Origin of the sequence: Microbacterium sp. ZW T2_14, from assembly GCF_044987405.1 — a bacterium.
GTDB lineage: Bacteria > Actinomycetota > Actinomycetes > Actinomycetales > Microbacteriaceae > Microbacterium.
In genome coordinates, this window is record NZ_JBJDRK010000036.1 from 26,055 (window position 1) to 52,749 (window position 26,695).

General features: G+C 69.1%; 22 protein-coding genes and 2 tRNA genes. 18 read left to right on the forward strand and 6 right to left on the reverse strand.

Translation table 11 applies throughout. The features are described 5' to 3' along the window. Nucleotides 1-61 precede the first annotated feature (61 nt). The gene (locus tag ACI3KY_RS13025; protein WP_404930594.1) at nucleotides 62-2,209 is read left to right on the forward strand and encodes an acyltransferase family protein; all 2,148 of its coding nucleotides are present in this window, start codon (nucleotides 62-64) and stop codon (nucleotides 2,207-2,209) included. Continuing rightward, complete coding sequence (locus ACI3KY_RS13030; RefSeq protein WP_404930595.1) at nucleotides 2,206-2,745, forward strand: gamma carbonic anhydrase family protein; 540 nt, start codon at nucleotides 2,206-2,208, stop codon at nucleotides 2,743-2,745. The genes ACI3KY_RS13025 and ACI3KY_RS13030 overlap by 4 nt, the downstream gene beginning before the upstream one ends. Before the next feature lie 33 nt (nucleotides 2,746-2,778). On the opposite strand, the gene ACI3KY_RS13035 is transcribed toward ACI3KY_RS13030, so the two are convergent. Continuing rightward, nucleotides 2,779-3,687 (reverse strand): alpha/beta fold hydrolase, encoded by a 909-nt coding sequence (locus ACI3KY_RS13035; RefSeq protein ID WP_404930596.1) that lies wholly within the window; start codon nucleotides 3,685-3,687, stop codon nucleotides 2,779-2,781. A 174-nt stretch (nucleotides 3,688-3,861) separates the two neighbouring features. Here ACI3KY_RS13035 and ACI3KY_RS13040 point away from each other — a divergent pair, with 174 nt between their 5' ends. Beyond that, nucleotides 3,862-4,431: a hypothetical protein gene (locus ACI3KY_RS13040; RefSeq protein ID WP_404930597.1), complete on the forward strand. Its 570-nt coding sequence runs from the start codon at nucleotides 3,862-3,864 to the stop codon at nucleotides 4,429-4,431. A gap of 65 nt (nucleotides 4,432-4,496) precedes the next feature. On the opposite strand, the gene ACI3KY_RS13045 is transcribed toward ACI3KY_RS13040, so the two are convergent. Then, nucleotides 4,497-4,570 (reverse strand) — tRNA-Gly (locus ACI3KY_RS13045). A 99-nt stretch (nucleotides 4,571-4,669) separates the two neighbouring features. On the opposite strand from ACI3KY_RS13045, the gene ACI3KY_RS13050 reads away from it, so the two are divergent. From ACI3KY_RS13050 to ACI3KY_RS13090, 9 genes are all read left to right on the forward strand, one after another. Beyond that, complete coding sequence (locus ACI3KY_RS13050; protein ID WP_404930598.1) at nucleotides 4,670-5,047, forward strand: nuclear transport factor 2 family protein; 378 nt, start codon at nucleotides 4,670-4,672, stop codon at nucleotides 5,045-5,047. Nucleotides 5,048-5,146: 99 nt separating this feature from the next. After that, nucleotides 5,147-5,220: transfer RNA gene (locus ACI3KY_RS13055), tRNA-Pro, on the forward strand. Nucleotides 5,221-5,299: 79 nt separating this feature from the next. Next, on the forward strand, nucleotides 5,300-6,835 hold the full coding sequence (gene tig, locus ACI3KY_RS13060) for a trigger factor (protein ID WP_404930599.1): 1,536 nt from the start codon (nucleotides 5,300-5,302) through the stop codon (nucleotides 6,833-6,835). A gap of 69 nt (nucleotides 6,836-6,904) precedes the next feature. Further along, nucleotides 6,905-7,396, forward strand: coding sequence for a tetratricopeptide repeat protein (locus ACI3KY_RS13065; RefSeq protein WP_404930600.1), 492 nt, complete (start codon nucleotides 6,905-6,907; stop codon nucleotides 7,394-7,396). A gap of 79 nt (nucleotides 7,397-7,475) precedes the next feature. After that, nucleotides 7,476-8,069, forward strand: coding sequence for an ATP-dependent Clp protease proteolytic subunit (locus ACI3KY_RS13070; RefSeq protein ID WP_194415272.1), 594 nt, complete (start codon nucleotides 7,476-7,478; stop codon nucleotides 8,067-8,069). A gap of 33 nt (nucleotides 8,070-8,102) precedes the next feature. Continuing rightward, nucleotides 8,103-8,783, forward strand: coding sequence for an ATP-dependent Clp protease proteolytic subunit (locus ACI3KY_RS13075; RefSeq protein WP_194415273.1), 681 nt, complete (start codon nucleotides 8,103-8,105; stop codon nucleotides 8,781-8,783). Nucleotides 8,784-8,999: 216 nt separating this feature from the next. Beyond that, nucleotides 9,000-10,268 carry an ATP-dependent Clp protease ATP-binding subunit ClpX gene (gene clpX, locus ACI3KY_RS13080; RefSeq protein ID WP_194415274.1) on the forward strand — a complete coding sequence of 423 codons (1,269 nt, stop codon included), beginning with the start codon at nucleotides 9,000-9,002 and terminating at the stop codon, nucleotides 10,266-10,268. 96 nt (nucleotides 10,269-10,364) lie between these two features. Then, nucleotides 10,365-11,348, forward strand: coding sequence for a serine hydrolase domain-containing protein (locus ACI3KY_RS13085; RefSeq protein WP_404930601.1), 984 nt, complete (start codon nucleotides 10,365-10,367; stop codon nucleotides 11,346-11,348). Between the two features lie 9 nt (nucleotides 11,349-11,357). Next, complete coding sequence (locus tag ACI3KY_RS13090) at nucleotides 11,358-12,476, forward strand: epoxide hydrolase family protein (protein ID WP_404930602.1); 1,119 nt, start codon at nucleotides 11,358-11,360, stop codon at nucleotides 12,474-12,476. Nucleotides 12,477-12,483: 7 nt separating this feature from the next. On the opposite strand, the gene ACI3KY_RS13095 is transcribed toward ACI3KY_RS13090, so the two are convergent. Further along, nucleotides 12,484-14,535, reverse strand: coding sequence for a M3 family metallopeptidase (locus ACI3KY_RS13095; RefSeq protein WP_404930603.1), 2,052 nt, complete (start codon nucleotides 14,533-14,535; stop codon nucleotides 12,484-12,486). Nucleotides 14,536-14,641: 106 nt separating this feature from the next. Between ACI3KY_RS13095 and ACI3KY_RS13100 the strand changes: the two genes are divergently transcribed. The 3 genes from ACI3KY_RS13100 to ACI3KY_RS13110 are packed head-to-tail and all read left to right on the forward strand — an operon-like array spanning nucleotide 14,642 to nucleotide 16,877. After that, complete coding sequence (locus tag ACI3KY_RS13100) at nucleotides 14,642-15,277, forward strand: ArsR/SmtB family transcription factor (protein ID WP_404930604.1); 636 nt, start codon at nucleotides 14,642-14,644, stop codon at nucleotides 15,275-15,277. Next, complete coding sequence (locus tag ACI3KY_RS13105; protein ID WP_404930605.1) at nucleotides 15,274-15,504, forward strand: hypothetical protein; 231 nt, start codon at nucleotides 15,274-15,276, stop codon at nucleotides 15,502-15,504. Before ACI3KY_RS13100 ends, ACI3KY_RS13105 begins: the two co-directional genes overlap by 4 nt. Next, the gene (locus tag ACI3KY_RS13110; protein ID WP_404930606.1) at nucleotides 15,501-16,877 is read left to right on the forward strand and encodes an MFS transporter; all 1,377 of its coding nucleotides are present in this window, start codon (nucleotides 15,501-15,503) and stop codon (nucleotides 16,875-16,877) included. Before ACI3KY_RS13105 ends, ACI3KY_RS13110 begins: the two co-directional genes overlap by 4 nt. A 9-nt stretch (nucleotides 16,878-16,886) precedes the next feature. On the opposite strand, the gene ACI3KY_RS13115 is transcribed toward ACI3KY_RS13110, so the two are convergent. From ACI3KY_RS13115 to ACI3KY_RS13125, 3 genes are all read right to left on the reverse strand, one after another. Continuing rightward, nucleotides 16,887-17,135 carry a hypothetical protein gene (locus ACI3KY_RS13115; RefSeq protein WP_404930607.1) on the reverse strand — a complete coding sequence of 83 codons (249 nt, stop codon included), beginning with the start codon at nucleotides 17,133-17,135 and terminating at the stop codon, nucleotides 16,887-16,889. A gap of 1 nt (nucleotide 17,136) precedes the next feature. Continuing rightward, nucleotides 17,137-19,731, reverse strand: a complete 2,595-nt coding sequence (gene valS / locus ACI3KY_RS13120; protein ID WP_404930608.1) for a valine--tRNA ligase — start codon at nucleotides 19,729-19,731, stop codon at nucleotides 17,137-17,139. 148 nt (nucleotides 19,732-19,879) lie between these two features. After that, nucleotides 19,880-21,229: an MFS transporter gene (locus tag ACI3KY_RS13125; RefSeq protein ID WP_404930609.1), complete on the reverse strand. Its 1,350-nt coding sequence runs from the start codon at nucleotides 21,227-21,229 to the stop codon at nucleotides 19,880-19,882. A gap of 312 nt (nucleotides 21,230-21,541) precedes the next feature. Between ACI3KY_RS13125 and ileS the strand changes: the two genes are divergently transcribed. The 3 genes from ileS to ACI3KY_RS13140 are packed head-to-tail and all read left to right on the forward strand — an operon-like array spanning nucleotide 21,542 to nucleotide 26,693. Then, on the forward strand, nucleotides 21,542-24,946 hold the full coding sequence (gene ileS, locus ACI3KY_RS13130; protein WP_404930614.1) for an isoleucine--tRNA ligase: 3,405 nt from the start codon (nucleotides 21,542-21,544) through the stop codon (nucleotides 24,944-24,946). Continuing rightward, a complete protein-coding gene (locus tag ACI3KY_RS13135; protein ID WP_404930610.1) occupies nucleotides 24,943-26,301 on the forward strand; it encodes a bifunctional folylpolyglutamate synthase/dihydrofolate synthase in 1,359 nt (452 codons plus the stop codon). The genes ileS and ACI3KY_RS13135 overlap by 4 nt, the downstream gene beginning before the upstream one ends. After that, complete coding sequence (locus ACI3KY_RS13140; protein WP_404930611.1) at nucleotides 26,298-26,693, forward strand: DUF4233 domain-containing protein; 396 nt, start codon at nucleotides 26,298-26,300, stop codon at nucleotides 26,691-26,693. Before ACI3KY_RS13135 ends, ACI3KY_RS13140 begins: the two co-directional genes overlap by 4 nt. Nucleotides 26,694-26,695: the final 2 nt, after the last annotated feature.

The window sequence follows — 26,695 nt, forward strand, 5'->3', positions numbered from 1 at the left end:
CTAAACCGCTTTGCGGTTCGTCGGTGCGGAGAAGCGATGCGACAGCGGCTAACGTCGATGCGTGCCTTCCGCCGATCACGACCTCGGACCGCAGGATCTGAGCGTTCCCGCCAAGACCGTGACCCGCGAGCCTCGCGATCGCTCGCCCGAACACGCCGAGCCGTCGCGGTTCATCCCGCACGTGCAGGGTCTTCGCGCCATCGCGGTCCTGGGCGTCGTGCTCTACCACTTCTGGCCCGGCCGTCTCACCGGCGGCTACATCGGCGTCGACATCTTCTTCGTCATCTCGGGCTTCCTCATCACCGGGCACCTGATGCGCGAGCTCACCGCGACGGGCACGGTCAGACTGGGCCAGTTCTGGGCGCGCCGCGCACGGCGGCTGCTCCCGGCATCCCTCCTCGTCCTGCTGTTCTGCGCCGTCGTGGTGATGTCGCCCTATCTCATGCCCACGTCGGCCCTGCCGAACGAGGTGCGCGAGATCCTGGCGTCGACGTTCTACGTCGAGAACTGGTACCTCGCGCTGAACTCGGCGGACTACCTCAACCACGCGGGCTCGCCGACCACGGTCCAGCACTACTGGTCGCTGTCGCTCGAAGAGCAGTTCTATGTGATGTGGCCGCTCATCATGCTGCTGGCGGCATGGATCGGCGTGAAGTGGTTCCGCGGCGCACGGCGCCGGACCGTCATCGGCGCCCTCGGGATCGTCACGGTCGTCTCGTTCGTGTTCTGCGTGATCTTCACCATCACGAACCCGGCCCCGGCCTACTTCGTCACGTTCGGCAGGATGTGGCAGTTCGGGGTCGGCGCACTCATCGCCCTCGTCCCGATGCTGCGGATACGCAACGCCCTCGGCAGCTTCCTGCTCGGATGGGGCGGCATCCTGCTCCTGCTGTACGTCGCCTTCACGTTCGATGCCCAGACGCCGTTCCCCGGGTACATGGCGGCCCTGCCGACGCTCGGCGCCGCCGCCGTGATCGCCGCGTCGAACACCGACCGCTGGTGGTACCCGACCCGGATCCTCGCCATCCGCCCCGCACAGTTCGTCGGAGACATCTCGTACTCGCTGTACCTGTGGCACTGGCCTTTGATCGTCATCGCGCCGTCGGTGCCGTTCTGGGGGCTCACGATCTACCATCGCGTGGCGCTCCTCGCGCTGTGCTTCGTACTCGCGTGGCTGACCAAGCGGTTCGTCGAAGACCCCGCGCGCCGCTGGAAGGTGCTGACCTCGCGACCACCGCGCGTGACACTGTGGACATCCCTCGCGGCGATGATGGTCGTCGCCCTCGTCGCCGGCACCGCATGGCTCGTCAACGCACCGCTGTACAGCCAGGGCACACGCGACATCGCCGCGCTGCAGGAGAACCCGCCGGAGTGCTTCGGTGCGGCATCCGTCCTCGATGCGTCGTGCGCCGACGCCGACTTCGACGGCGAGATCCTGCCTGCCCCCGGGTTCGCCGGCATCGACCGCCCGGAGCACCCGCAGTGCTTCGTGCAGCTGACCGACTCGAGGCCGGTGTCGTGCACGTTCGGCTCGGACGATCCCGACGCCCCGCGCATCGCACTCATCGGCGACAGCCACGCGTACCAGCTCCTCACGACGTTCCAGCGGATGGCCGACGAGAACGGCTGGCAGCTCGTCACATGGTTCAAGGGCGCGTGCCCCTGGAACACGACGCCGCTGTCGACGCCCGGAGCGTTCGGCGCCGCGTGCACCGAGTGGCGCGAGCGCGTGCAGAACGCGATCGACGACGCCGACCTGGATGCCGTGTTCACGGCCGCGCTGGCCACGACGCCGTATTCGTCAGCCGGGTACGACTCGTCGCACGACGCCGCCGTGGCCGGCTACCGCGAGGCGTGGAGCACGGTGCAGGATCGCGGCATCCCCGTGATCACCGTCGTCGACAACCCCGTCTGGGAGACGGACCCGAACAAGTGCCTCCGCACGCGCGACGTCGCCGAATGCGATGGGGTCCGCTCCGATGTGCTGGTCGCCGACGATCCGCTCAAGGATGCGGCATCGGGTCTCGACGCGGCGACGCTGCTCGACTTCACCGATGTCTACTGCGGCGCCGAGCTGTGCGCCCCCGTCGTCGGCGGCGCGAACATCTATCGCGACCAGGACCATCTCACCGTGACGTTCGCCGACACGCTGGCACCCTGGTACACCGCCGCCATCGAGACCGCGCTCGCGAAGAGAGGCCAGCCATGACCGTCGCCCCCGGAGCCTCCGTGCTCGCCGCCGCCGGCAGGACGCCGGAGCTCGACCCCACGGCATTCGTCGCGGCCGGCGCGCGCATCGTCGGGGGAGTGACCCTCGCCCGCGGCGCGAGCGTCTGGTACAACGCCGTGCTCCGCGCAGACGGCGACACGATCGCGGTGGGCGTCAACAGCAACCTGCAGGACAACGTCTCGGTGCACGTGGATGCCGGAAAGCCCGTCGTGATCGGCGAGAACGTCTCGGTCGGCCACAACGCCGTCGTCCACGGGTGCACGATCGGCGACGGATCGCTCATCGGCATGGGCGCGGTGGTGCTCAACGGCGCGAGGATCGGCGCGGGATGCCTCATCGCCGGTGGAGCAGTGGTCCTGGAGGGATCCGAGATCCCTGACGGCTCGCTCGTCGCCGGGGTGCCCGGCAAGGTGCGACGCTCACTGACCGACGAGGAGCGCGCCGGTCTGCTCCGCAACGCCGAGCACTACCTCTCGCACGTCCGCGAGCACCTCGAGGCGACGCCGATCGCTTGAGCAGCCCCCGCTCGGCCGGCTCGCCCGGACCGATCAGCTCTTCGGCTTCGTCGGAGGGTGATGCTTGCCGCGGTGCACCTCGTAGAGGCGCACGTGACCCGGCCATGCCGGGTCGTTCTCGATCGGGAGGTCGTCCATGAAATGCCGGATGACGTGCGCGAGCTGCCCGGGGTGACTGAAGTTGATCGCGTGCGCGGCGCCCTCCAGCATCACCACGAGCACATGGCTGTCGGTCTGGCTGGCGATCTCGTCGACGCGGTGCGCGTGCGGCAGGAGCGGATCCCGCTGCCCCAGCACGACCAGCGTCGGCAGCTTCATCTCGAGCAGCCGCTGCAGTGACGGATACTGCGTGAGCGCGCGGAACATCCGCACGGTGCTCGGCACGCCGAACCGCACGTAGTCGGGCACTGCCACCCGCGCCATCCTGACCGGCTCCCGCGGCGCGTCCTGGGAGAGCTGGGTCATCGCGCGCCGCAGCGGCTGATTGAACAGTCCGCCGGCGGGGGAGACCAGGACGGCGCGATCGATGCGCTCGGGGTACCGGTGCGCGAACTCGATGATGACGGGGCATCCCATCGAGTTGCCGACGAGCGTCGCCTTCTCCACGCCGCGATCGTCCAGGAAGTCGAGCGTGGCCCGGGCGAGGTCCGGGATGTCGAGCATGTCCCGCCGCTTTCCGCTGTGGCCGAAGCCGGGAAGGTCGGGCACGTAGGTGTGGAACTCCTCGGCCAGCATCTCGGCCGTCGGCAGCAGGTAGCGGCCCGACAGCCCGAACCCGTGCACGTGCGCCATGACGCGAGGGTCTCGAGACGGTCGGGGAGACTCGCGATAGAAGACGTCGACGTCGTCGATGCGCGTCCACTTCTCGGCGAGGCTGGATGCCGGACGGCGCGGCAGCCTCTTCGGCTGCGGCGGACCGGGTGTCGGCTTCCGGGTGCTCATCACGCCTCCTGGGCGAGTAGGGAACGGTGCTGCTGTCAGTCTGCCCGCTGCGGCGCCCGTCGCGATAGCGCGGATCGCCTGAAGACGAAAGCCCTCAGCGGGCGGCCTCCGCCCGTCGCACGTGCTCACGGCACCGCCCTGTGCGCGCCTCGCGCCGGCCAGTATGGTTGCCCCGTGGGAGCCTGTGAGGAGCGCCTGGATCCTGTCAGCTGCCGGCTCGACGACGTCGTCACTCTGCTGGAGAGCCAGAGTCGAGTGGGGCTGACCGCCCTCGTCGTCGCGCTCATCTCGGCTGCCGTGGCCACGGTGCTGGCAGTAGCGGCACTGCGGGCGTCGTCCGCTGCGAATCGGCTGGCCACCCAGAACGTGGACCTCATCCGCCGGTCCGAGCGGCGGCGGCTGGTCGACGCGCTCGAGGGCTACCGGGCATCGCGAGCCAAGGACATGGGTCTCGGGCAGCGCAGCGGCATCCGGCACTACCTTGCTCTCGCGCGGGGCATCATCGCCGAGATCGACGAGCCCAACGCCGAGGTGCTGACGAACTGGCTCACGACGGCGATCGACACGATCATCGACGATCCCGATGCCGCAGAGCGGCGCATGGACCGCCACCGACTCCGGATGGAGTTCCCTCCCGTCGCGGCATCGTGGTTGAGCCACCCTGAAACGTTCCGCCCGCAGCCTTTCCGCCGACGGTCCGAGCAGCAGGCACTCAGTCGCGGCGCGGCGGATGGATCGGGATGATCGTTTCGGACGGCATCCACGCGAATGCCCCTCATGAGCGACCTTCGGCCGGTCTCGAGGGGCAGTGGAGGGGATGACGGGAATCGAACCCGCACCATCAGTTTGGAAGACTGAGGCTCTACCATTGAGCTACATCCCCGTGCGCCCGCGAACGGGCACCGCCCAATCGTAGTACATCAAGGCGGTGATCCTTTTCCGACCCGCCTCCCGACGCGCGGCCGAGGGAAGGACCGTTGCGATGGAACGCACGGGCAGGCAGGTGGTCGAAGCGCTGGTCGCGACGCTCAACGCCGGCGAGGTCGGCGGAATGGACGATCTGTTCCACGATGACGCCGTCATGGAGTGGCCGCAGTCCGGAGAGCGCATCGTCGGCGCCGCCAACCGCCGCGCGGTCTATGGCGCGTTCCCGCAGCTGCCGAGCATCTCGCCGCGGCGCCTCAACGGCGAAGGCGACTTGTGGGTGCTGCAGGCGGATCTCGATTACGGCGACGGCGATCCTTATCAGACGGTCTTCCTCTTCGAGCTGCGCGACGGTCGCATCGCGAAGGAGACCGCGTACTGGACCAAGCCGTTTCCCGCTCCTGCCTGGCGAGCCGCCTGGGTGGAGTCGATCTGAGGCCTGCGCAGGTAGGGCGCGGGCGGGTCGGCTAGACTTCTCGGGGCCACTGTGCTTCTCGGAGTGCAGGAAGGGCGCACGTACGCGTGCGAACCCGCCCGGGGCGTAGCTCAGCTTGGTAGAGCGCCCGCTTTGGGAGCGGGAGGCCGCAGGTTCAAATCCTGTCGCCCCGACATCACGGCCCGCAGAATTCCGAACCCAGACCTTCAACAGCCGCGTCCTCGCGCGGTCCGATAGAGGAGAAGTACAGGCATGGTGAACAGCACCGTCGAGAAGCTCAGCCCGACCCGGGTGAAGCTGCACATCACGGTCAGCCCCGACGAGCTCAAGCCGTCGATCAAGCACGCGTACGAGCACATCGCGCAGGACGTGCAGATCCCCGGCTTCCGCAAGGGCAAGGTGCCCGCGCCGATCATCGACCAGCGCATCGGTCGCGTCGCAGTGCTCGAGCACGCCGTCAGCGAAGGGCTCGACACGTTCTACCGCGAGGCCGCCGCAGCGCACGAGCTGCGCGTGCTCGGCCGCCCGTCGGCCGAGGTCACCGAGTGGCCGAACGAGAAGGACTTCTCGGGCGACCTCGAGGTCACCGTCGAGGTCGACGTCCGGCCGGAGTTCGACCTTCCCTCGTTCGAGGGCACCACCGTCGAGGTCGACGCCATCGAGGTCGACGAGGCCGCGATCGATGAAGAGCTCGACCGTCTGCGCTCGCGCTTCGGCACCCTCGTCACCGTCGACCGCCCCGCGGCCACCGGCGACTTCGTCGAGCTGGACCTCGTGGCGACCATCGACGACGCCGAGATCGATCGCGCCGAGGGCGTGTCGTACGAGCTCGGTTCGGGCGAACTGCTCGAGGGCATCGACGAGGCCATCGAGTCGCTCACGGCCGGCGAGGAGACCACCTTCCGCTCGAAGCTCGTCGGTGGCGACCACGCCGGCGAGGAGGCGGAGGTCTCTGTGAACGTCAAGGCCGTCAAGGAGCGCGAGCTTCCCGAGGCCGACGACGACTTCGCCCAGATCGCCAGCGAGTTCGACACCATCGGCGAGCTGCGCGACAGCCTCAAGGAGCGCGTCGCCCAGCAGGGTGCCTTCACGCAGGGGTCCGCCGCGCGCGACAAGCTCATCGAGACCCTGCTCGAGCAGGTCGAGATCCCGGTGCCCCCGCAGCTGATCGAGGACGAGGTGCACAACCACCTCGAGGGCGAAGGCCGCCTCGAGGACGACGTGCACCGCGCGGAGGTCGCCGAGGCCAGCGAGAAGCAGTTCAAGACGCAGATGCTGCTCGACAAGATCGCCGAGACGGTCAACGTCCAGGTGTCGCAGGACGAGCTCACGCAGTATCTGGTGCAGTCCGCTGCCCAGTACGGCATGGCTCCGCAGGAGTTCGTCAACGCGCTGCAGGAGGGCAACCAGCTGCCCGCCATGATCGGCGAGGTCTCGCGCAACAAGGCCCTCGCGGTCGCCCTGGGCAAGGTCACCGTCGTCGACACGAACGGCAACCCCGTCGACCTGAGCGGCTTCGTCGCCACTGAGGACGAGGCCGCCGACGAGGCGGAGGTCGTCGAAGAGGCGGAGGAGATCGCGGATGCCGCGGCCGACGCCGACGCGGTGATCGAGGCCGAAGAGACCGAAGCGCCGGCCAAGCCGGCCAAGAAGGCGCCTGCGCGCAAGCCGGCCGTCAAGAAGGCCGACGCCGAGGCTGCGGACGCCGAGGCAGCAGAGAAGCCCGCCGCGAAGAAGGCCCCGGCCAAGAAGGCTCCGGCCAAGAAGGCCGCTGCCGACAAGGAGTAATAGCCGCGACTGCGGTGATCAGGGGACGGATGCCGCGGCATCCGTCCCCTTCTTCATGGAGGAGGAACCGTGCACGACGACTGGACGTCACGCGTCGAGGCCGTCTGGAACGACGACGCGCTGAGCGACGACGACCGGCTGGAGCGGATCGACGCCCTCGCTGCCGAGCGACCCGCCGGTGACGCGGTCGCGCTGTTCGAGCGTGCCGGCGCGCGCGACGCCGCGGGGCTCGAGGCGGACGCGGCCCCGCTGTATCGCGCCGCACTCGACGCGGGCCTCGACGCCGTGCACCGGCCGCAGGCCGTGATCCAGCTCGCCAGCACGCTGCGCAATCTCGGGCGGGCGGAGGAGGCTGTGTCGATGCTGCGAGCCGAGGTCGCGCGGCGGCCGGCCTCTCCGCTCCAGGATGAGGCCTCGGCCTTCCTGGCCCTCGCGCTGGTGTCGCTCGGACGCGAGCGGGAGGCCGCATCCCTCGCGCTGCGAACCCTGGCCCCTCACCTCAGCCGATACACGCGTTCGGTGGCGTCGTATGCCGACGAGCTCGCCGGACGCACGCCCTGATCTGCCCAGGGCGAACACGGGCGGGTCGCTCGTGGCGCGCCGGTAGATTCGATGGCGACCCAAGGAAACAGGAGTACACATGGCCGAACCACTTGTCGCGACCAGCGTCTTCGACAGGCTGCTGAAGGACCGCATCATCTGGCTGGGGTCGGAGGTGCGTGACGACAACGCCAACGAGATCTGCGCGAAGATCCTGCTTCTCGCCGCCGAGGATTCCGAGAAGGACATCTACCTGTACATCAACTCGCCGGGCGGGTCGATCACGGCCGGCATGGCGATCTACGACACCATGCAGTTCGTGCCCAACGACATCGTGACGGTCGGCATCGGCATGGCCGCCTCGATGGGGCAGCTGCTGCTCACCGCCGGCACCAAGGGCAAGCGCTACATCACGCCGAACGCCCGGGTGCTGCTGCACCAGCCGCACGGCGGCTTCGGCGGCACCGCGAGCGACATCCAGACCCAGGCGCAGCTGATCCTCGACATGAAGAAGCGCCTCGCCGAGATCACGGCGTCGCAGACCGGCAAGACCGTCGAGCAGATCAACGCCGATGGTGACCGCGACCGCTGGTTCACGGCGCCCGAGGCCCTCGAGTACGGCTTCGTCGACCACATCCGCGACTCGGCGCTCGACGTCATCGGCGGCGGCGGCACCGCCGTATCCGCGAGCTGACGGCACCCGAAGGCGAAAGAGAGAGAACCCGGAATGCAGACCCCCACCTTCGGCGGAGCGCCCCAGGCCCCGCAAGGCCTCCAGATGCCCGGCAGCCGCTACATCCTGCCGCAGTTCGAGGAGCGCACGGCCTACGGCTACAAGCGCCAGGACCCCTACAACAAGCTGTTCGAGGATCGCGTGATCTTCCTGGGCGTCCAGGTCGACGACGCGTCCGCGGATGACGTCATGGCGCAGCTCCTCGTGCTCGAGAGCCAGGATCCCGACCGCGACATCATCATGTACATCAACTCGCCCGGCGGCTCGTTCACGGCGATGACGGCGATCTACGACACCATGCAGTACGTGTCGCCGCAGATCCAGACCGTCGTGCTGGGTCAGGCGGCTTCGGCGGCAGCCGTGCTGCTGGCCGCAGGCGCACCCGGCAAGCGCCTCGCGCTGCCGAACGCCCGAATCCTGATCCACCAGCCCGCCGTGGGCGAGGCGGGGCACGGACAGGCGTCCGACATCGAGATCCAGGCCGCGGAGATCCTCCGCATGCGCACGTGGCTCGAAGAGACCCTTGCCAAGCACTCGAACAAGACGCAGGCAGAGGTGAACAAGGACATCGACCGCGACAAGATCCTGTCCGCCGAGGAGAGCGTCACGTACGGTCTCGTCGACCAGGTGCTGACGACGCGCAAGCGCGGCCAGCAGGCGGCGCTGACCAAGTAGTCGCTTCCGACAGGCACCAGCGGTTCATCGACGCCCCGTCGTCCGGATTCCCCGGGCGGCGGGGCGTCGTCGTGCCGCCCCGCGGCGGCGTCCGCTCAGCGCGAAACCGGCGATTCCACAACGCGTGTCGCAATGCCGCCGCATGTCGGCGTCAGCTATTAGGCTCGGAGAACAGCTGGGGGGCTCGTCCCCCAGAGGTCACCAAGGAGGAGCGGCATGGCACGCATCGGTGAGAGCGCCGACCTGTTCAAGTGCTCCTTCTGCGGCAAGAGCCAGAAGCAGGTCCAGCAGCTGATCGCAGGACCGGGCGTCTATATCTGCGACGAATGCGTCGAGCTCTGCAACGAGATCATCGAAGAGCGCATGGCCGAGTCCTCCTCGGGCGTCGTCGCCGATTTCGATCTGCCGAAGCCGCGCGAGATCTTCGCGTTCCTCGAGGAGTACGTGGTCGGGCAGACCGACGCCAAGCGGGCACTCTCGGTCGCGGTGTACAACCACTACAAGCGCGTGCGCGCCCACGGCACCATCCAGTCCGCCGAGCAGCGCGCCGACGAGATCGAACTCGCGAAGAGCAACATCCTCCTTCTCGGCCCCACCGGCTGCGGCAAGACCTATCTCGCGCAGACGCTGGCCAAGCGGCTCAATGTGCCGTTCGCCGTCGCCGATGCCACCGCGCTGACGGAGGCGGGCTACGTCGGCGAAGACGTCGAGAACATCCTGCTGAAGCTCCTGCAGGCGGCCGATTTCGACACCAAGCGTGCCGAGACCGGCATCATCTACATCGACGAGGTCGACAAGATCGCCCGCAAGGCCGAGAACCCGTCGATCACCCGCGACGTGTCGGGAGAGGGGGTCCAGCAGGCGCTCCTGAAGATCCTGGAAGGCACCGTCGCATCGGTGCCGCCGCAGGGCGGCCGCAAGCACCCGCACCAGGAGTTCATCCAGATCGACACCACGAACGTGCTGTTCATCGTCGCGGGCGCCTTCGCCGGGCTGGAAGACATCATCTCGTCGCGCGTCGGCAAGCACGGCGTCGGCTTCGGCGCCTCGCTGCACCGCAAGGACGAGGATCTGAACCTTTTCGGCGACGTGCAGCCCGAAGACCTCCACAAGTTCGGCCTGATCCCCGAATTCATCGGCCGCCTACCGGTCGTCGCCTCGGTGTCGCCGCTGGACCGTGAAGCTCTGATGGAGATCCTCACCGAGCCGAAGAACGCGCTGGTGAAGCAGTACCAGCGCATGTTCGAGCTCGACGGCGTGGCCCTGGAGTTCGATCGCGAGGCGCTCGAGGCCATCGCCGATCTCGCCGTGGCCCGCAAGACCGGTGCGCGCGGTCTGCGTGCGATCCTCGAAGACGTCCTCGGTCCGATCATGTTCGAGATCCCGTCGACCGACGACGTCGACAAGGTCGTCGTGACCCGTGCAGCCGTCGAAGAGGGCGCGGCGGCCACGCTGGTCCTGAGGGAGAAGCGCAAGAGCGCCTGACCTTCCGGTTCGCGCGCTGCAGCGGGAACGGCGCGAGCGTCGGCGGCGCGGCGACCTGCCGGAGCGCCGGCGGCGCGGCGCGGATACAGTTCGAGGATGGACGAGTTCACTCCCGACCTCGACGGGTTCTCCGGAGTCATCAGCATTCGCCGCGGCGACGACGTCCTCGGCGAATGGGCGGTCGGCGTGGCGAACCGCACCTTCGATGTGCCCCACACGACCGAGACCCGGTTCGGCTTGGCGAGCGGCACGAAGACGTTCACCGCGATGACGGTGCTGTCCGTGGTCGGCGACGGGTTGCTGTCCCTCGACACGCCTGCACGCGAACTCCTCGGGCCCGACCTGCCGCTTATCGCCGATGACGTCACGATCGATCACCTGCTGACCCACACCTCCGGCATCGGCGACTACCTCGATGAGGAGGTGGACGCGCTCGCGCCGCTGACCCTCCCCGTTCAGCAGCTCGACTCGACGCCGGCGTACCTTCCGATGCTCGACGGCTTGCCCACGAAGTTCCGCGCGGGGGAGCGGTTCTCATACTGCAACGGCGGATACGTGGTCCTGGCGGTCATCGCGGAGCGCGCTGCGGGTGCGCCCTTCACCGAGCTCGTCGCGAACCGGGTCTTCGCACCCGCGGGCATGACGGCTTCCGGCTTCCCGCGCTCCGACCTGCTGCCACCGGGCACCGCCACCGGCTACAAGGACGACGGGCGCACCAATGTCTTCGAGCTGCCCGTCGTCGGGTCCGGCGACGGCGGGGCGCATTCGACTGTCGCGGATCTGCACCGGTTCTGGGTCGCCCTGCGCGCAGGCCGCTTGCTGCCGCGTGAACTCGTGGAAAGCGCGCTGGAGACGACCACCGCGGATGCCGGCGACGGCCGCGGCTACGGACGCGGTGTGTGGCTCGAGGAAGGCGATCTGGTCATTGCAGGAGGCGACCACGGCGTGACCGCGGTCAGCCGGCACGACCGCTCGACCGGGATCACCGTGTCGGCCCTCGCCAACATCGAGGTCGCGACGTTCGCGCGCACGCGCGAGGCCATGCAGCGGATCCGAGAGCGTGTCGGCGGTGCCGAGTAGCTTCGGCGTGTGAACAGTCCGCGTCCATTCTCGATCCAGGTACCCGACTCCGAGCTCACCGACCTGCGCGAGCGCCTGGCCCGATTCCGGCCGCTGCCCGATTCGCCGCGCCGACCCGCGTCCGGCATGAGCGCCGACTACCTCGCCGAGCTCGTCGCGACGTGGCGCACGTGGGACTGGCGCGGTCGCGAACGGTGGCTGAACCGGCATCCGCAGTTCCTCGCCGAGATCGGCGACACCACCGTCCACTTCGCCCACCTGCGTTCCGAACGTGCTGATGCCCCGGCGCTGCTGGTCATGCACGGCTGGCCGCACACCTTCGCCCTGCAGCTGGAATTCGCCGATCTGCTGCCCGACTTCCACGTGGTCGTACCGAGCTTCCCGGGTTTCGCCTACTCGTCGGCCTACACCGACGGGCCGATCACCGAGGTGCGCCTCGCCACCACGATGCACGCACTGATGACCGATGTGCTGGGGTACGAGAAGTACCTCACCTACGGCGAGGACGTGTCGGCCAACGTGAACGATCTCATCGCCGGCTCATATCCCGACGCGGTGAGCGGCGTCATGGTGACGCATTCGCACTTTCCCTCGATGGCAGAGCGACCGGAACTCACGGCGCCCGACGAGGTGGCGTTCTTCGCGCGCCTCGAGCAGTGGGGCGGCGCGAACGGCGCCTACGGTCACGTGCAGGCCACTCGGCCGGACACCCTGGCTGCGGCGCTGAACGACTCCCCGGCGGGCCTCGTCGCCTGGCTGGCGGAGAAGCTCGTCGAGTGGAGCGACACACCCGCGGGAGATCCTCGGGCGATCGAACGCCGGATCTCACGCGAGCGCATCCTCACCGAGGCGATGATCTACTGGACGACGCAGAGCATCGGCTCCTCGTTCCGGCCGTACTACGAAGGGGCCGACCAGCCCGATGAGATGCCCGCGGTGGTGATTCCGGCATCCGTGCACATCCAGCGTCACGAGGGCGACTATCCAGAATCACTCGCGCGGCGCTTCTATCGCGACCTCCGCACCTTCGAGCGCCTCGACGAAGGCGGACATTTCGCGGTCGCCGAGGTGCCGGAGGCGATGGCCGATCGAGTCCGGGCGTTCGCGCGCGAGCTCGATCTCCTCTGACGGGACGTCAGTCGGCGAGGCCGCGGCGCTCCAGCAGCGGCTGGATCTCTGCATCCCGCCCACGGAAGTCGCGGTAAGCCTCGAGCGGGTCCTTCGATCCGCCGACGCCCAGCAGCCGCCCGCGGAAGCGGTCGCCGTTCTCACGGCGGAGACCGCCGTTCTCGCGAAACCATTCCACGGTGTCGGCATCGAGCACCTCGCTCCAGATGTAGGAGTAGTAGCCCGCGCTGTAGCCGCCGGAGAAGACGTGCGCGAAGTACGTCGATGAGTAGCGCGTCGGCACGACCGGGTTGTCCAGACCGATGTCGGCCAGAGCGGATGCCTCGAACGCGGCCACATCGAGGTCGGCCGACGCCTCATCGACCGAGAGCGAGTGCCACGCCTGGTCGAGCCACGCGGCGGCCAGATACTCGCTGGTCGCGAAGCCCTGGTTGAACGCCTCCGACGCGTGCAGCTTCTCCACGACCTCGGCGGGGAGCGGTTCGTCGGTGTCGATGTGGCGGGCGTACGACCCGAGGATCTCGGGCCAGTAGATCCACATCTCGTTCACCTGGCTCGGGAACTCGACGAAGTCGCGGTACACGTTCGTGCCGGCGAAATGCGGGTAGGTGACCGTCGCGAACAGGCCGTGCAGTGCGTGTCCGAACTCGTGGAACAGCGTGGTCACCTCGTCGAGGCTGAGCAGCGTCGGACGACCCTCGGCGGGCTTCGGGACGTTCAGGTTGTTGACGACGATCGGCTGCGTCCCGCGCAGGCGCGACTGCAGGACGATCGAGTTCATCCATGCCCCGCCGCGCTTGGTGTCGCGCGTGTACAGGTCGAGGATGTAGAGCCCCAGCGCCGATCCGTCGGCGTTGTGCACCTCGAACACGCGGGTGTCGGCGTGGTATCCGCCGAGATCGCCGCGCTCGCTGAACGTGATGCCGTAGAGATCGGTCGCGGCACGGAACACGCCGTCCTGCAGCACGCGCTCCGCCTCGAACCAGGGACGCAGCGCCGACCGATCCAGGTCGTACTCGGCGGCCCGCACCTTCTCGGTGTAGAACGCCCAATCGTGCGCCTCGAGCGGGAAGGGCTCGGCACCGGCGTCGATGATCGCCTGCAGCTTCTCCTGTTCGCGGCGCGCGTTGCGGGCCGCCGGGACCGCCAGACGACGCAGCAGGTCGTGAACCGCCTCCGGCGAGCCCGCCGTCTCGTCCGACGTGATGTACGCCGCGTGGGAGTCGTACCCGAGCATCGCCGCACGCTCGGCGCGCAGGCGCACGATCTCGAGCAGCGTGGCACGGTTGTCGTTCTCGTTGCCGCGCGAACCGCGCGAGCGGGACGCCGACAGCAGGCGTGCGCGAGACTCCCTGTCGGTGAGACTCGAGAGATAGGGGTGGCCGGTGAAGAGGGTGAGCGTCACCACCCACTTGCCGTCCAGCTCGCGCTCGGCGGCCGCCTGTGCCGCGGCCGAGAGCTCGCCCTCCGAGAGCCCGTTCAGCTGGGCGGCGTCATCGAACACGACCGCCAGGTCGTTCGTGTCTGCGAGCAGGTTCTTCTCGAACTGCGTGGTGAGGGTCGACAGGCGCTGGTTCAGCTCGGTGAGGCGCTTCTTGGCCTCGTCGTCGAGGCCGGCGCCGGCGTGCGACATCTCCGTGTAGTGGCGTTCGACGAGGTACCGCTGTTCCGGCGTGAGGTCGAGCTGATCGAGCTGATCATGGATCGTCTTGATGCGCCAGTACAGCGCCGAGTCGAGCTGGATCGAGTCCTGGTGCGCCGACATGAGCGGCGCGAGCTGCTCCTCGATCTCCTGGATCTCGTCCGTCGCATCTGCCGAGGACACGGTGTAGAACGTCCGCGCGACGTCGCCCAGGAGGCGGCCGCTCTCCTCGAGCGGGACCAGGGTGTTCTCGAACGTCGGCATCGACCGAACCCGTGTGATCGCCGACACCTCCGCGGTGTGCGCGGCGAACGCCTGCTCGAACGCGGGGAGGTAGTGCTCGGGAAGGATCTCGGCGTAGTCCGGAAGCCCGTAGGGGAGAGCGCTGGGCGCGAGGAGCGGGTTGTCGTTCGGCATGGCGTCCAGCCTAGTCAGGAGCGACGCTGGTGCCGAAAAGCCTTTGCAAACCATCGCTTGCAAAGAAACGCTTGCAAAGAATTCTTTGCATGGCTACTCTGGTGCCATGGCACAGAACGAGGCGCACGAACCGGATGCCGCCACCCGCAGTGAGCGGCACCACAACGAGGATCGGGTCCTCGACTCCGGTGCGCTCCGCGCGCTGGCACATCCTCTCCGGGTGAGGATCTACGACATCCTCAGCCAGTACGGCCCGCAGACGGCCAGTTCCCTGGCCGAGCGGCTGGGGGAGTCCAGCGGCTCCACCAGCTATCACCTGCGGGCCCTCGCCAAGCAGGATCTGATTCGCGAGGCCGCCGATCGCGGCACCGGCCGGGAGCGGTGGTGGGAGCGTCCGGTCGGCGGTGTCTCGTTCGCGAACCCCTCCGCGATGGCGACCCCTGCCGGCCGCGCTGCGACGCAGGTCGTGATGACCGAGTTCCTGCGCAACCGCAACGATCAGCTGCTGGACTTCATCAACCGCGGCATCGCCGGCGAAGACGAGAGCTGGCAGGACGGCACCCTCATCTCCACGGCGACCGCCCGGCTCACGCCGGAGCAGAGCAAAGAGCTCGCGCTCAAGATCATGGCCCTGATCGACGAGGCCGTGGAGAACAACCGCAACCAGACCGGCGAGAGCGTCCGCCCCGTCACCATCCGGGCAGATCTGTTCCCGCTCCCAGAACTAGGAGGACAGTCATGACCACCATCACCGCAGGCGAAGCGGCACGGCACGGCTTCGTGACACCCGCCACCCGCTTCGACCGCACCCTGCTGCGCGCGGCAGCCGCCATCGACGCCTTCGTCCTGGCGCGGGTGGAGCGTCGGGTCGGCGCCGAACGCCGCCGCGCGCTGACCGCGCAGGCCACTGCGAGCGGCGCACGGCGCGAGGCACAGGCACTCGCAGCCATCGGGATCCTCCCGCGATGAGCGAGAGCACCGACACCGTGGCGGAGGCCGGATCGTCGGCCGGGCGGCCAGGCAGGGTCCCGCTCGGCCGCGATTTCGGCAAGCTGTGGACGGCGGCGGCATTCAGCAACCTGGCCGACGGGGTGGGGCGCGTCGCCGTGCCGCTCATCGCGACGACGCTCACCCGCGACCCCCTCGCCATCTCCGCACTCGGTGCCCTGGCGTTCCTGCCCTGGCTGGTCTTCGGGCTGCCCGCCGGCATGATCGTCGACCGCTTCGACCGCCGCTGGATCATGGCGATCGCGAACGGGCTTCGCGGGCTCGCGGCCGTCGGGCTCGCAGCGCTCACCGTCGCGGGCGCCATCGACATCTGGTGGCTGTTCGCCGGTGTGCTCGTGTTCGGCCTCGGAGAGACGCTCTTCGACAACGCGACGAACTCCATCGTGCCCAGCGTCGTACAGCGTCCGGCGTTGGATCGCGCCAACGGGTGGCTGCAGGCCGCGCAGATCACGATCGACAGCTTCATCGCCTCGCCGATCGGCGGCGTCCTGTTCGCCGTCGCGCTGGCGCTGCCTCTGTGGGTGGGAGCCGCGGGCTATCTCATCCCCATCGTCCTCGCTGTGATGCTGCCGCTGTCGGCCGCGCGCCCGCTCCGGACCGATCGCACGCCGAGCGCCGGTGCAGCTGCGAGAGCAGAGGCCGGCGTCGCCGCGGGCGAGCCGCTCGCGGCGGCCGACATGGACCATGAGGTCGACATGACCGCCGAGGTCGAGGCATCCGCATCGTCGAACGTGTCGGCGCGCGAAGCCCTCGTCTATCTCTGGCGGCACCGCTTCCTGCGGTCGATGGTCGTCTTCACCTCGATCGTCGGCTGCGCGTTCGCGTTCGCCCAGGCGCCGGTGTTCCTCTACTTCCTCGATGTGCACGGCGTCGCGCCGGCGGCCATCGGACTCGTGACGGCGGGGATCGGACTGGGCGGCCTCGGCGGCTCACTCGTCGCGGCTTCGCTCGTCGCCAAGTTCGGACGCGGCAAGGTCATGCTCGGTGCCAACATCGTCGCTGCGATCGGCCTCGCCGGCGTGTGGGCCGCCCCGGAGGCGATCTCGGCGACCATCGCGTACGCCACCATGGCAGCCGCGGTGTCGATCTGGAACGTGCCGTGGGGCGCTCTGCGCCAGCGGATCGTGCCGGGGCACCTGTTCGGTCGCGTGCTCGGCATCAGCCGCACCCTCACCTGGGGCATCTTCCCGTTCGCGACGCTGCTGGGCGGCTGGGTGGCTCGCATCGATCTGCGACTGCCCTTCCTGCTGGCCGCGGGCGTCACGCTGGTCGCGACGGCGGTCGCCGTACGCCTGCTGCTCTCGGCCTCGACGCACAACGCGCCGGAGGAGTGAGCTCGGCTTCTAGCCGAAGCCGTCCTCCGGGTCGTTCCGCGCGACGGCGTGGCCATCCGCGTCGAGCGTCACGATGACGCCGGTGTCGAGCTCCGCGATCGGCTTGCCCTCCAGCCACGTCAGCGTCCAGCGCGGGCGCGGCTGACCGAGCTGGTCGAGCGGGATCGTCGCGTCGACAGCGCGGACGCCGTCCCGCAGCGCCTCGGGTACGGCCTGAGGCGGTTCGTCGCCCGAGGTCCAGCGGGTTCCCAGCTGCATGTCAGTCCTCCTGCGGGGCGAGCTCGATCTCGGTGACCGACAGGGCATCGGCCTCCTCGTAGCGGATCTCGGCGATCCGCCCCACGGCCTTCAGATCGCCCTCCGCCAGCCGGAGGGCGGCGATCGCGTCGGCGGGGGCCGCGATCGTGGCGTGCGACACCTCGGCCTTCTGCGACACCTTGGCCTCGGTCTTCGCACGGCGGACGCCGATCAGCGCCTCGCCGACGATCTTGAGCACGGCCGGGTCGCCGTCGATGCCGAGCGGCTCGGGCCACTGCGCGTTGTGGACCGACCCCTCGTTGAACCACGACCACGACTCCTCCGTCGCGAACGACAGCACGGGCGCGAACAGGCGCAGCAGCGTCGACAGCGCGATGCGCAGCGCGAGGGCCGCGGATGCCTGAGCCACGTCGGCCTGGTTGTAGGCACGCTCCTTGACGAGTTCGAGGTAGTCGTCGCAGAACGTCCAGAAGAACGATTCCGTGAGCTCGAGGGCGCGCGCGTGGTCGTACGCATCGAGGGCCTTGGTCGCGTCGCGTACGACGGCGTCGAGCGCGGTCAGCATCGACGCGTCCAGGGCGTGCGTGACCTCCGCACCGGCGGCAGCGGGGAACGACAGCACGAACTTGGCCGCGTTGAGCACCTTGATCGCCAGACGCCGGCCGATCTTCACCTGCGTCGGGTTCTGCGGATCGAACGCCGCGTCGGTGCCGAGACGGCTCGACGCCGCCCAGTAGCGCACCGCGTCCGAGCCGTGCTGCGAGAGGATGTCGGCCGGGGTGACGACGTTGCCCTTGGACTTCGACATCTTCTTGCGATCGGGGTCCACGATGAACCCCGAGATCGCGGCATCCCTCCACGGCGCGCGGTCGTCCTCGAGGGCGCTGCGGAGCAGGGTGGAGAACAGCCACGTGCGGATGATGTCCTGACCCTGCGGGCGCATGTCGAACGGGGCGACGAGGTTCCAGAGCTCCGGATCGCGCTCCCAGCCGCCGGCGAGCTGCGGGGTCAGCGACGAGGTCGCCCAGGTGTCGAAGATGTCGTTCTCACCCTCGAAGCCGCCCGGCACTCCGCGCTGGTCGGCGGAGTATCCGGCCGGAACGTCGGTCGAGGGGTCGACGGGCAGTGACGCGTGGTCGGGCGTGATGATGCGGTCGTAGTCGCGCTCGCCGTTCGCGTCCAGCCCGTACCAGACCGGGATCGGCACGCCGAAGAAGCGCTGACGCGATACGAGCCAGTCGCCGGTGAGGCCGTTGGTCCAGTTCTCGAACCGCACCCGCATGAAGTCCGGGTGCCACGACATCTGCTTCCCGAGCGTGATGAGCTTCTCGCGGAGGGCCTCGTCGCGCGCGCCGTTGCGGATGTACCACTGGCGGGTCGAGACGATCTCCATCGGGCGATCGCCCTTCTCGTAGAACTTCACGACGTGCGTGAACGGCTTCGGGTCGCCGACGAGCTCGCCCGACTCCTGCAGCAGCTCCACCACGCGCTTCTTGGCGCTGAACACCGTCTTGCCCGCCAGCTCGGCATAGGCCGCCTTGCCCGCATCCGTGGCGATCGCATCCGGCGCGTCGGTGACGATGCGACCGTCGAGGCCGAGAATAGTGCGGTTCGGGAGATTCAGCTCACGCCACCAGATGATGTCGGTCACGTCGCCGAAGGTGCAGATCATCGCGATGCCCGAGCCCTTGTCGGGCTGAGCGAGGGGATGCGCGAGCACGGGCACCTCGACCTCGAAGAGCGGGGTGCGCACGGTGGTGCCGAAAAGCGGCTGGTAGCGCTCGTCGTCGGGGTGCGCGACCAGGGCCACGCACGCCGCGAGCAGCTCCGGCCGCGTCGTCTCGATGTGCACATCGCCCGAGCCGTCCGTCTTGTGGAACGCGACCCGATGGAACGCGGCGGGCTGCTCGCGCTCCTCCAGCTCGGCCTGGGCGATCGCCGTGCGGAAGTCGATGTCCCACATGGTGGGTGCCAGGTCCTGGTACGCCTCGCCTCGCTCGAGGTTGCGCAGGAACGCACGCTGGCTGGTGCGGATCGTGTCGTCCGAGATGGTGCGGTAGGTCTGGGTCCAGTCGACGCTGAGTCCGAGCTGTCGGAACAGCGCCTCGAAGTGCTTCTCGTCCTCGACCGTCAGCCTCTCGCAGAGCTCGATGAAGTTGCGGCGGCTGATCGGGATCTGGTCGGCGGCGCGACTGGACTTGTTGTCGCCGCCCTCGAACGGCGGCGTGAAATCGGGCTGGTACGCGAGGGACGGGTCGCAGCGAACGCCGTAGTAGTTCTGCACGCGACGCTCGGTGGGCAGGCCGTTGTCGTCCCAGCCCATCGGGTAGAACACCGTCTTGCCGCGCATCCGCTCGTACCGCACCTTGAGGTCGGTGTGCGTGAAGGAGAAGACGTGACCGATGTGCAGGCTGCCCGACGCGGTCGGCGGGGGAGTGTCGACCGAATAGACGCCCTCACGGCCCACCTCGGCGGCACGCACGCGGTCGAACAGATACGTTCCCTGCGCCGACCATGCGGCATCCCACTTGGCCTCGAGGCCTTCCAGCGCGGGCTTGTCGGGGATCGATCCCTGTGCGGGGCGGGCGTCGGTCATGGCAGGACTCCTCGAGCGATATGTGCGGCACTGTGTGAGCGTGCCTGAGTGTGGGATGTCGCTCGATTCTAGCCCGGGCCGTTCGCACCTCGAGAAGCGGGGGGATGCCGCGGCCTGCGGCATCCCCCTGTTCCGGGCGCGTGTCGACTCAGGCCGTGACGGTCGCGGTCGCCGTCGCGCTGGCGGGGTCGGTCGCCAGTTCCGGCTCGACCGGGCGCCGCGCGGCGGCCCACGCTGACACCAGGGTGACCGCCGACATGATCGCCAGGATCACGCCGGGATGCCACCACGCGTAGTCCGTGGCCTCGCCGAGCGCGAGCGTGAGGAAGGGCACGAAGCCGCTGATCGTCGCCGCGAGGGCGTACGCGAACGACAGCGCCGAGTACCGGAAGCGGTCGGGGAAGAGATCGTTCATCAAGCCGCCCAGGGCCGCCCAGGCCATCGTCGGCAGGATGCCGCCGACGATCATCGTCGCGACGAGGATCGGGAACGTGGCGAACTGGAGGAGGAAGTACATCGGGAACGCGATGAGCAGCGTGCCCAGCGCACCCCACAGCACGACGCGCGCGGAGCCGATCCGCGCCGCCCACCGTCCGAACAGCGGGATCGTCACCAGCTGCAGCAGGCCGCCGATGGTGGTGGCGACGAGGAGATCCTGGAAGCTGAAGCCGAGCTGCTCGACCCCGTAGTTGACGGTGTAGGTGTTCATCAGCGAGTACGACCCGATGCCCAGCAGCGCGGCGCCGATGGCGATCGCCATCGCACCGGGGCGCTTCGCGAACATCGTGACGAACGGGATGCGGTCGCGGCGGCCCTCGGCGACGACGCCCTCGAACACCGGCGTCTCGGAGATCGACCACCGCAGGTAGAGCGAGACCAGCAGCAGCGGAACGGCGAGCAGGAACGGGATGCGCCATCCCCACTCCGCGATCTGCTCGGCGGGGAGCACCGCCGTGAGGACGATGAAGACCGCGGCCGACAGGATGGAGCCGACGGGCGAGCCGAGCTGGGGGATCGCGGCATAGAACGCGCGCTTGACCGGGCCCGAGTTCTCGGTGGCGATGAGGATCGAGCCGCCCCACTCGCCGCCCAGCGACAGCCCCTGCACGATGCGCAGCAGGATCAGGAGAACGGCGCCGAGCCAGCCCGCCTGCGCGTAGGTCGGCAGCAGGCCGATGAGGCCGGTCGCGACGCCCATGATGCCGACGGTCCACAGCAGGGTCGCCCTGCGCCCGACGCGGTCGCCCATGTAGCCGAAGATGACGGCGCCGATGGGGCGCACGACGAAGGCCAGTGCGATCGTCAGGAACGCTGCGCTGGTGGCGCCGAACTCCCCGAGCGGATCGAAGAAGAGCGGTCCGACGAAGAACGCCGAGAAGTAGGCGAACAGGTAGAAATCGAAGGATTCCAGCGAGGTCCCCACCATCGATGCCCAGGCGACGCGGCGCGTGGGGGCGGATTCGGGAACCAGAGCGGATTCGGGTGCGGCTGCGGTCACGGATGTCAATCTTGGCACGAGTCCAGAAACTCCGTCCCCCTGCTCCGCATTCCCCCTTGCGCAGCCACGGTAGACTCGTTGCACAGCGTCGATCCGGCCATCACCGGGGAGCACTCGGAAGAACAGGAGCCCGCGCGAGCGGGATCCCCATTAGAACCGAGCGGGTCAGGCCCGTCACAGCCGCAGTGAGAGGGGATGGATGCCCGGGCCACCGGCATCCGTCAACGCAGGGTGGTACCGCGGTCGACCTGGATCCACGTTCAGGCGGATCGTCCCGGCAGGAAGCACACGAGCGAGCACCTGCGAGAGATGATGACCTACCCCCGCCCCTCCGCCTTCGGCCCCGCCGCCGACGCGGCGCCTGCAGCAGTCGTCCCGAGCCCGCGCTTCCCCGAGATCGAGCGGGAGACGCTCGCGTTCTGGGAGGCCGACCAGACCTTCCGCGCGTCGATCGATCAGCGCGAGGGCGCCGATGAGTGGGTCTTCTACGACGGCCCGCCGTTCGCCAACGGCCTGCCGCACTACGGACACCTCCTCACCGGCTACGCCAAGGACCTCTTCCCGCGCTTCCAGACCATGCGCGGCAAGAAGGTCGACCGTGTGTTCGGCTGGGACACGCATGGCCTTCCCGCCGAACTCGAGGCGATGAAGCAGCTCGGTATCACCGAGAAGAGCGAGATCGAGGCGATGGGCATCGCCGCGTTCAACGCCAAATCCCGCGAATCTGTGCTCGCGTACACCCGCGAGTGGGAGGACTACGTCACCCGGCAGGCGCGCTGGGTGGACTTCGGACGCGGCTACAAGACGCTGGACCTCACCTACATGGAGTCCGTGCTGTGGGCGTTCAAGACGATCTACGACAAGGGACTGGCCTACGAGGGTCACCGCGTCCTTCCGTACTGCTGGCGGGACGAGACGCCGCTCTCGGCGCACGAGCTGCGCATGGACGACGACGTCTACAAGATGCGCCAGGATCCGTCGGTGACGATCACGTTCCCCCTGACGGGGCTCAAGGCGGAAGCACTGGGGCTCACCGCGGTCCGCGCGCTGGCCTGGACGACGACGCCGTGGACGCTCCCCACCAACTTCGCCCTCGCCGTCGGCCCGGGCATCCGCTACGTCGTCGTGCCCGGCGGGCCCAACGGCGCCGCGGACGTCCACCGCGACGACGAGCCCGCCGAAGCCGAGTCGCACCGCTACCTTCTCGCCGAGGAGCTGCTCGCCGGGTACGCGAAGGACCTCGGCTACGAGTCGGCGGACGACGCGCGCGCGGCGGTCCAGCAGACGATCCTCGGCGCCGACCTCGAAGACGTCACCTACGACAGTCTCTTCGACTACTACGCGGATGCCGCGACCTGGGGCACCGAGCGCGCCTGGCGGATCCTCGTCGACGACTACGTGACGACCGGCGATGGCACCGGCATCGTCCACCAGGCCCCGGCTTACGGTGAGGACGACCAGCGGGTGACCGAGGCCGCCGGCATCCCGCTCATCATGAGCCTCGACGACGGCGGACGGTTCCTGCCGCAGGTGACGGATGTCGCGGGCCAGCTGTGGATGGACGCGAACCGTCCGCTCATCCGCCTGCTCCGCCAGGCAGGCCGCCTGCTGCGCGAGGCGAGCTACGAGCACTCGTACCCGCACTGCTGGCGCTGCCGCAACCCGCTCATCTACCGTGCCGTCTCCAGCTGGTTCGTGCGGGTCACCGACGTCAAGGACCGACTGCTCGCCAACAACGAGCAGATCACCTGGGTGCCCGAGAACGTCAAGCACGGCCAGTTCGGCAAGTGGCTCGAGGGCGCACGCGACTGGTCGATCAGCCGCAACCGCTACTGGGGATCGCCCATCCCGGTGTGGAAGAGCGACGACCCCGAGCACCCTCGGGTCGACGTCTACGGCTCCCTCGAGGACCTCGAGCGCGACTTCGGCCGCCTCCCGCGCAACGCGGAGGGCGAGGTCGACCTGCACCGGCCGTACATCGACGACCTGACGCGCCCCAATCCCGACGACCCCACCGGCAAGAGCACGATGCGCCGCATCGAGGACGTCTTCGATGTCTGGTTCGACTCGGGCTCGATGCCGTACGCGCAGGTGCACTACCCGTTCGAGAACCAGCAGTGGTTCGACGAGCACTCGCCCGCCGACTTCATCGTGGAGTACATCGGGCAGACCCGCGGCTGGTTCTACGTGATGCACGTGCTGTCGACCGCGCTGTTCGACCGGCCCGCGTTCACGGGGGTGTCGTGCCACGGCATCGTGCTCGGCAGCGACGGGCTGAAGATGTCGAAGTCTCTGCAGAACTACCCGGATGTCAGCGAGGTCTTCGACCGCGACGGCTCCGACGCGATGCGCTGGTTCCTCATGTCGAGCTCGGTGCTGCGTGGTGGCAACCTCATCGTCACGGAGGAGGGCATCCGCGCGGGCGTCCGCGAGTTCCTGCTGCCGCTGTGGAACGCGTGGTACTTCTTCGCCACCTATGCCAACGCCTCCGGCGGTCCCTCGACGGGGTCGGGCGCGGCGGGCGAGGGCTACCAGGCGTCGTGGCGCACCGATTCGACCGATGTGCTCGACCGGTACATCCTCGCGCTGACCGGCGATCTCGTCCGCGACGTCGGCGTGGACCTCGACGCGCTGGACTCGACTCTCGCCGCGGCGAAGCTGCGCGACTTCACGGAGGCGCTGACCAACTGGTACATCCGCCGGTCGCGGGACCGCTTCTGGGTCGGGGTGGACCCGTCGGACCCGAAGAGCACCGAGGCGTTCGACACGCTGTACACGGTGCTCGAGACGCTGACCCGCGTCGCGGCGCCGCTCATCCCGCTGGTGTCGGAGAAGATCTGGCAGGGCCTCACCGGTGGGCGAAGCGTCCATCTGCAGGATTGGCCGGACGCCGACGCCTTCCCCGCCGCCGACGACATCCGCACCGCCATGGACGCCGTGCGGGAGGCCTCCAGCGTCGCCAACGCGCTGCGCAAGAAGGAGGGTCGCCGCGTGCGCCTGCCGTTGCCGGCATTGACGGTGGCGGTGGCGGATGCCGCGTCCCTCGCGCAGTTCGAAGGCATCCTCCGCGACGAGCTCAACGTGAAATCGGTCGAGCTCATCGAGCTCGGCGAGGACGTGTCGGCGCGGTACGGCATCAGCAGGCGCCTGACCGTCAACGCGCGCGCCGTGGGTCCGCGCCTCGGCAAGCAGGTGCAGCACGTCATCGCGGGCGCCAAGGCGGGCCTGTGGGAGGAGCGGGACGGCGGGGTCGTCGTCGACGGCATCGCGCTGCAGCCGGGGGAGTACGACCTCAGCCTGGAGGCGGGCGGGGTCGCCGACGGCACGGCGATCGCACTGCTCTCGGGTGAGGGCTTCGTCCTGCTGGACACCACGACGACACCCGAGCTCGAGGCCGAAGGGCTGGCTCGCGATGTCGTCCGCGCCGTGCAGGACACCCGCAAGGCGGCCGGCTTCGACGTCAGCGACCGCATCCGGCTCGATCTCCTCTTCGACGACGCGGCCGACGCCGAGGCGGTCGCCGCGGCGTTCGGTGCCGCCAATGTGGCCGGTGAGACGCTCGCCGTCGCACATGCCGTGCGCTCCCGTGTCGCTCCGCTCATCACGGCCGGCGACAGCGACGGGACCGTCGAGTACGAGGCGGTCATCGACGCCGGGACGTACGCGAACCGCGGTGCGTTCACCGTCTCGGTGAGCCGGGCGGGGGTCTCGTCATGAGCGATCGCGAGCGCCGGAGGGCCGACGCCGTCTACGAGGCGCTGCTGCAGCGGCAGGGCGAGCAGTGGGTGCAGCCGCGCGTCGAGCGCACGCGCCGTGTGCTCGAGCTGCTCGACGACCCGCAGAAGACGTACCGTGTCGTGCACGTGACGGGCACGAACGGCAAGACGTCGACGAGCCGCATCATCGAGAGTCTGGTGCGTGCCCACGGCCTCCGGACCGGCCTGTTCACGAGCCCGCACCTGGAGCGCTTCACCGAGCGCATCATGATCGACGGGGAGCCGATCGACGACGCCGCCGTGGCCGACGCCTGGGACGAGATCGTGCCGTTCGTGGATCTCGTCGACGCCGAGCTCGTCGCGGGCGGCGACGCCCGGCTCACGTTCTTCGAGCTGCTCACCGTGCTCGCGTTCGTCGCCTTCGCGGACGCGCCGATCGACGTGCTCGTGCTCGAGGTGGGCATGGGCGGCTCGTGGGACTCCACGAACAGCGCCGACGGCGACGTCGCGGTCTTCGCGCCGATCGACCTCGATCACGCCGACCGCCTGGGCGACACGATCGCCGAGATCGCGACGGTGAAGGCGGGCATCATCAAGGACGGCGCCGCAGTCGTGTCGGCCCGGCAGGATCCCGCCGCCGAGGCGGTGCTGCGTCAGGCAGCCGCGGCGCGCGGCGCCTCGATCTCGTTCGAGGGTGCGGAGTTCGCGCTGGCACAGCAGCGGCTCGCCGTCGGCGGGCAGCAGATCACCGTGCGGGGGCTCGCCGGCACGTATGAGGACGAGTACCTGCCGCTGTACGGCGCGCATCAGGGCTTCAACGCCGCCCTCGCCGTCGCCGCTGTCGAGTCGCTGGTCGGCGGCGGAACCCAGCCGATCGCCGGCGACGTGCTCGCCGACGGACTCGGCGGTGCGACCTCGCCCGGACGCCTGCAGCTGATCGGTGCGGGCCCGACGGTGCTCGTCGACGCCGCCCACAACCCGCATGGCGCGCGGGCGCTCGTCACCGCCCTCCGGGAGGCGTTCGACTTCGACGAGTGGGGCGTGGTTCTGGGGGTCCTCGCCGACAAGGACGCCGCGGGAATCGTCGCGGAGATCGCACCCGTCGCGGCGCAGGTGTTCGCGACCGCGCCGGATTCCGAGCGCGCGGAGGAGGCCGACGCCATCGCCGACCTCGCCGAGGCCCACGGGCTGCGCGTCTCGGTGCACCGCGATCTGGCCGACGCCGCGGAGGCGGCGCGCGCGTGGGCCGCGGCATCCGATCGACGCGCCGTCGTCATCGCGGGTTCGGTCGTGCTCGCGGGCGAGGCGCTCAACCTGGCTGCCGCCGAGGACTGGAAGTCGGGGTGGAGCGAATGACGGCCGAGCAGCCGCCGCGCATGCGCCGCTCCCGCGGCGCCGCGGAATCGCTGGCGACGATCGTGCTCGGGTTCGAGTCGCTTGTCGCGGTCCTCGCCGGGCTCGCGATCTACGGGCTGAAGGCGCTTCCGGCCTCGATCGCGCCCTGGTGGGGCATCGTCGCCGGCGTGATCCTGGCTCTGCTCATGGTCGCCACCACCCGCGTCCTGAGGTACCGCTGGGGCATCGCGCTCGGCTGGGTGCTGCAGGCGATCGTCGCGCTCGGTGCGTTCCTGGTCTCCTCGCTCGCGCTGGTCGCCCTCATTTTCGGCGCCATGTACGGGTATGCGACGATCAAGGGAGCCGCGCTCGACAAGCGCAACGCCGCCCTCGCGGCCACCCCTCCCGAGTAGCC

Excerpts from the sequence above, each read along its gene's own strand:
- ACI3KY_RS13030 (WP_404930595.1), top strand. The coding sequence starts at position 2,206 with ATGACCGTCGCCCCCGGAGCCTCCGTGCTCGCCGCCGCCGGCAGGACG.
- ACI3KY_RS13035 (WP_404930596.1), bottom strand. The coding sequence starts at position 3,687 with ATGAGCACCCGGAAGCCGACACCCGGTCCGCCGCAGCCGAAGAGGCTG.
- ACI3KY_RS13050 (WP_404930598.1), top strand. The coding sequence starts at position 4,670 with ATGGAACGCACGGGCAGGCAGGTGGTCGAAGCGCTGGTCGCGACGCTC.
- tig (WP_404930599.1), top strand. The coding sequence starts at position 5,300 with ATGGTGAACAGCACCGTCGAGAAGCTCAGCCCGACCCGGGTGAAGCTG.
- ACI3KY_RS13070 (WP_194415272.1), top strand. The coding sequence starts at position 7,476 with ATGGCCGAACCACTTGTCGCGACCAGCGTCTTCGACAGGCTGCTGAAG.
- ACI3KY_RS13075 (WP_194415273.1), top strand. The coding sequence starts at position 8,103 with ATGCAGACCCCCACCTTCGGCGGAGCGCCCCAGGCCCCGCAAGGCCTC.
- clpX (WP_194415274.1), top strand. The coding sequence starts at position 9,000 with ATGGCACGCATCGGTGAGAGCGCCGACCTGTTCAAGTGCTCCTTCTGC.
- ACI3KY_RS13085 (WP_404930601.1), top strand. The coding sequence starts at position 10,365 with ATGGACGAGTTCACTCCCGACCTCGACGGGTTCTCCGGAGTCATCAGC.
- ACI3KY_RS13095 (WP_404930603.1), bottom strand. The coding sequence starts at position 14,535 with ATGCCGAACGACAACCCGCTCCTCGCGCCCAGCGCTCTCCCCTACGGG.
- ACI3KY_RS13100 (WP_404930604.1), top strand. The coding sequence starts at position 14,642 with ATGGCACAGAACGAGGCGCACGAACCGGATGCCGCCACCCGCAGTGAG.
- ACI3KY_RS13105 (WP_404930605.1), top strand. The coding sequence starts at position 15,274 with ATGACCACCATCACCGCAGGCGAAGCGGCACGGCACGGCTTCGTGACA.
- ACI3KY_RS13110 (WP_404930606.1), top strand. The coding sequence starts at position 15,501 with ATGAGCGAGAGCACCGACACCGTGGCGGAGGCCGGATCGTCGGCCGGG.
- ACI3KY_RS13115 (WP_404930607.1), bottom strand. The coding sequence starts at position 17,135 with ATGCAGCTGGGAACCCGCTGGACCTCGGGCGACGAACCGCCTCAGGCC.
- valS (WP_404930608.1), bottom strand. The coding sequence starts at position 19,731 with ATGACCGACGCCCGCCCCGCACAGGGATCGATCCCCGACAAGCCCGCG.
- ileS (WP_404930614.1), top strand. The coding sequence starts at position 21,542 with ATGACCTACCCCCGCCCCTCCGCCTTCGGCCCCGCCGCCGACGCGGCG.
- ACI3KY_RS13135 (WP_404930610.1), top strand. The coding sequence starts at position 24,943 with ATGAGCGATCGCGAGCGCCGGAGGGCCGACGCCGTCTACGAGGCGCTG.
- ACI3KY_RS13140 (WP_404930611.1), top strand. The coding sequence starts at position 26,298 with ATGACGGCCGAGCAGCCGCCGCGCATGCGCCGCTCCCGCGGCGCCGCG.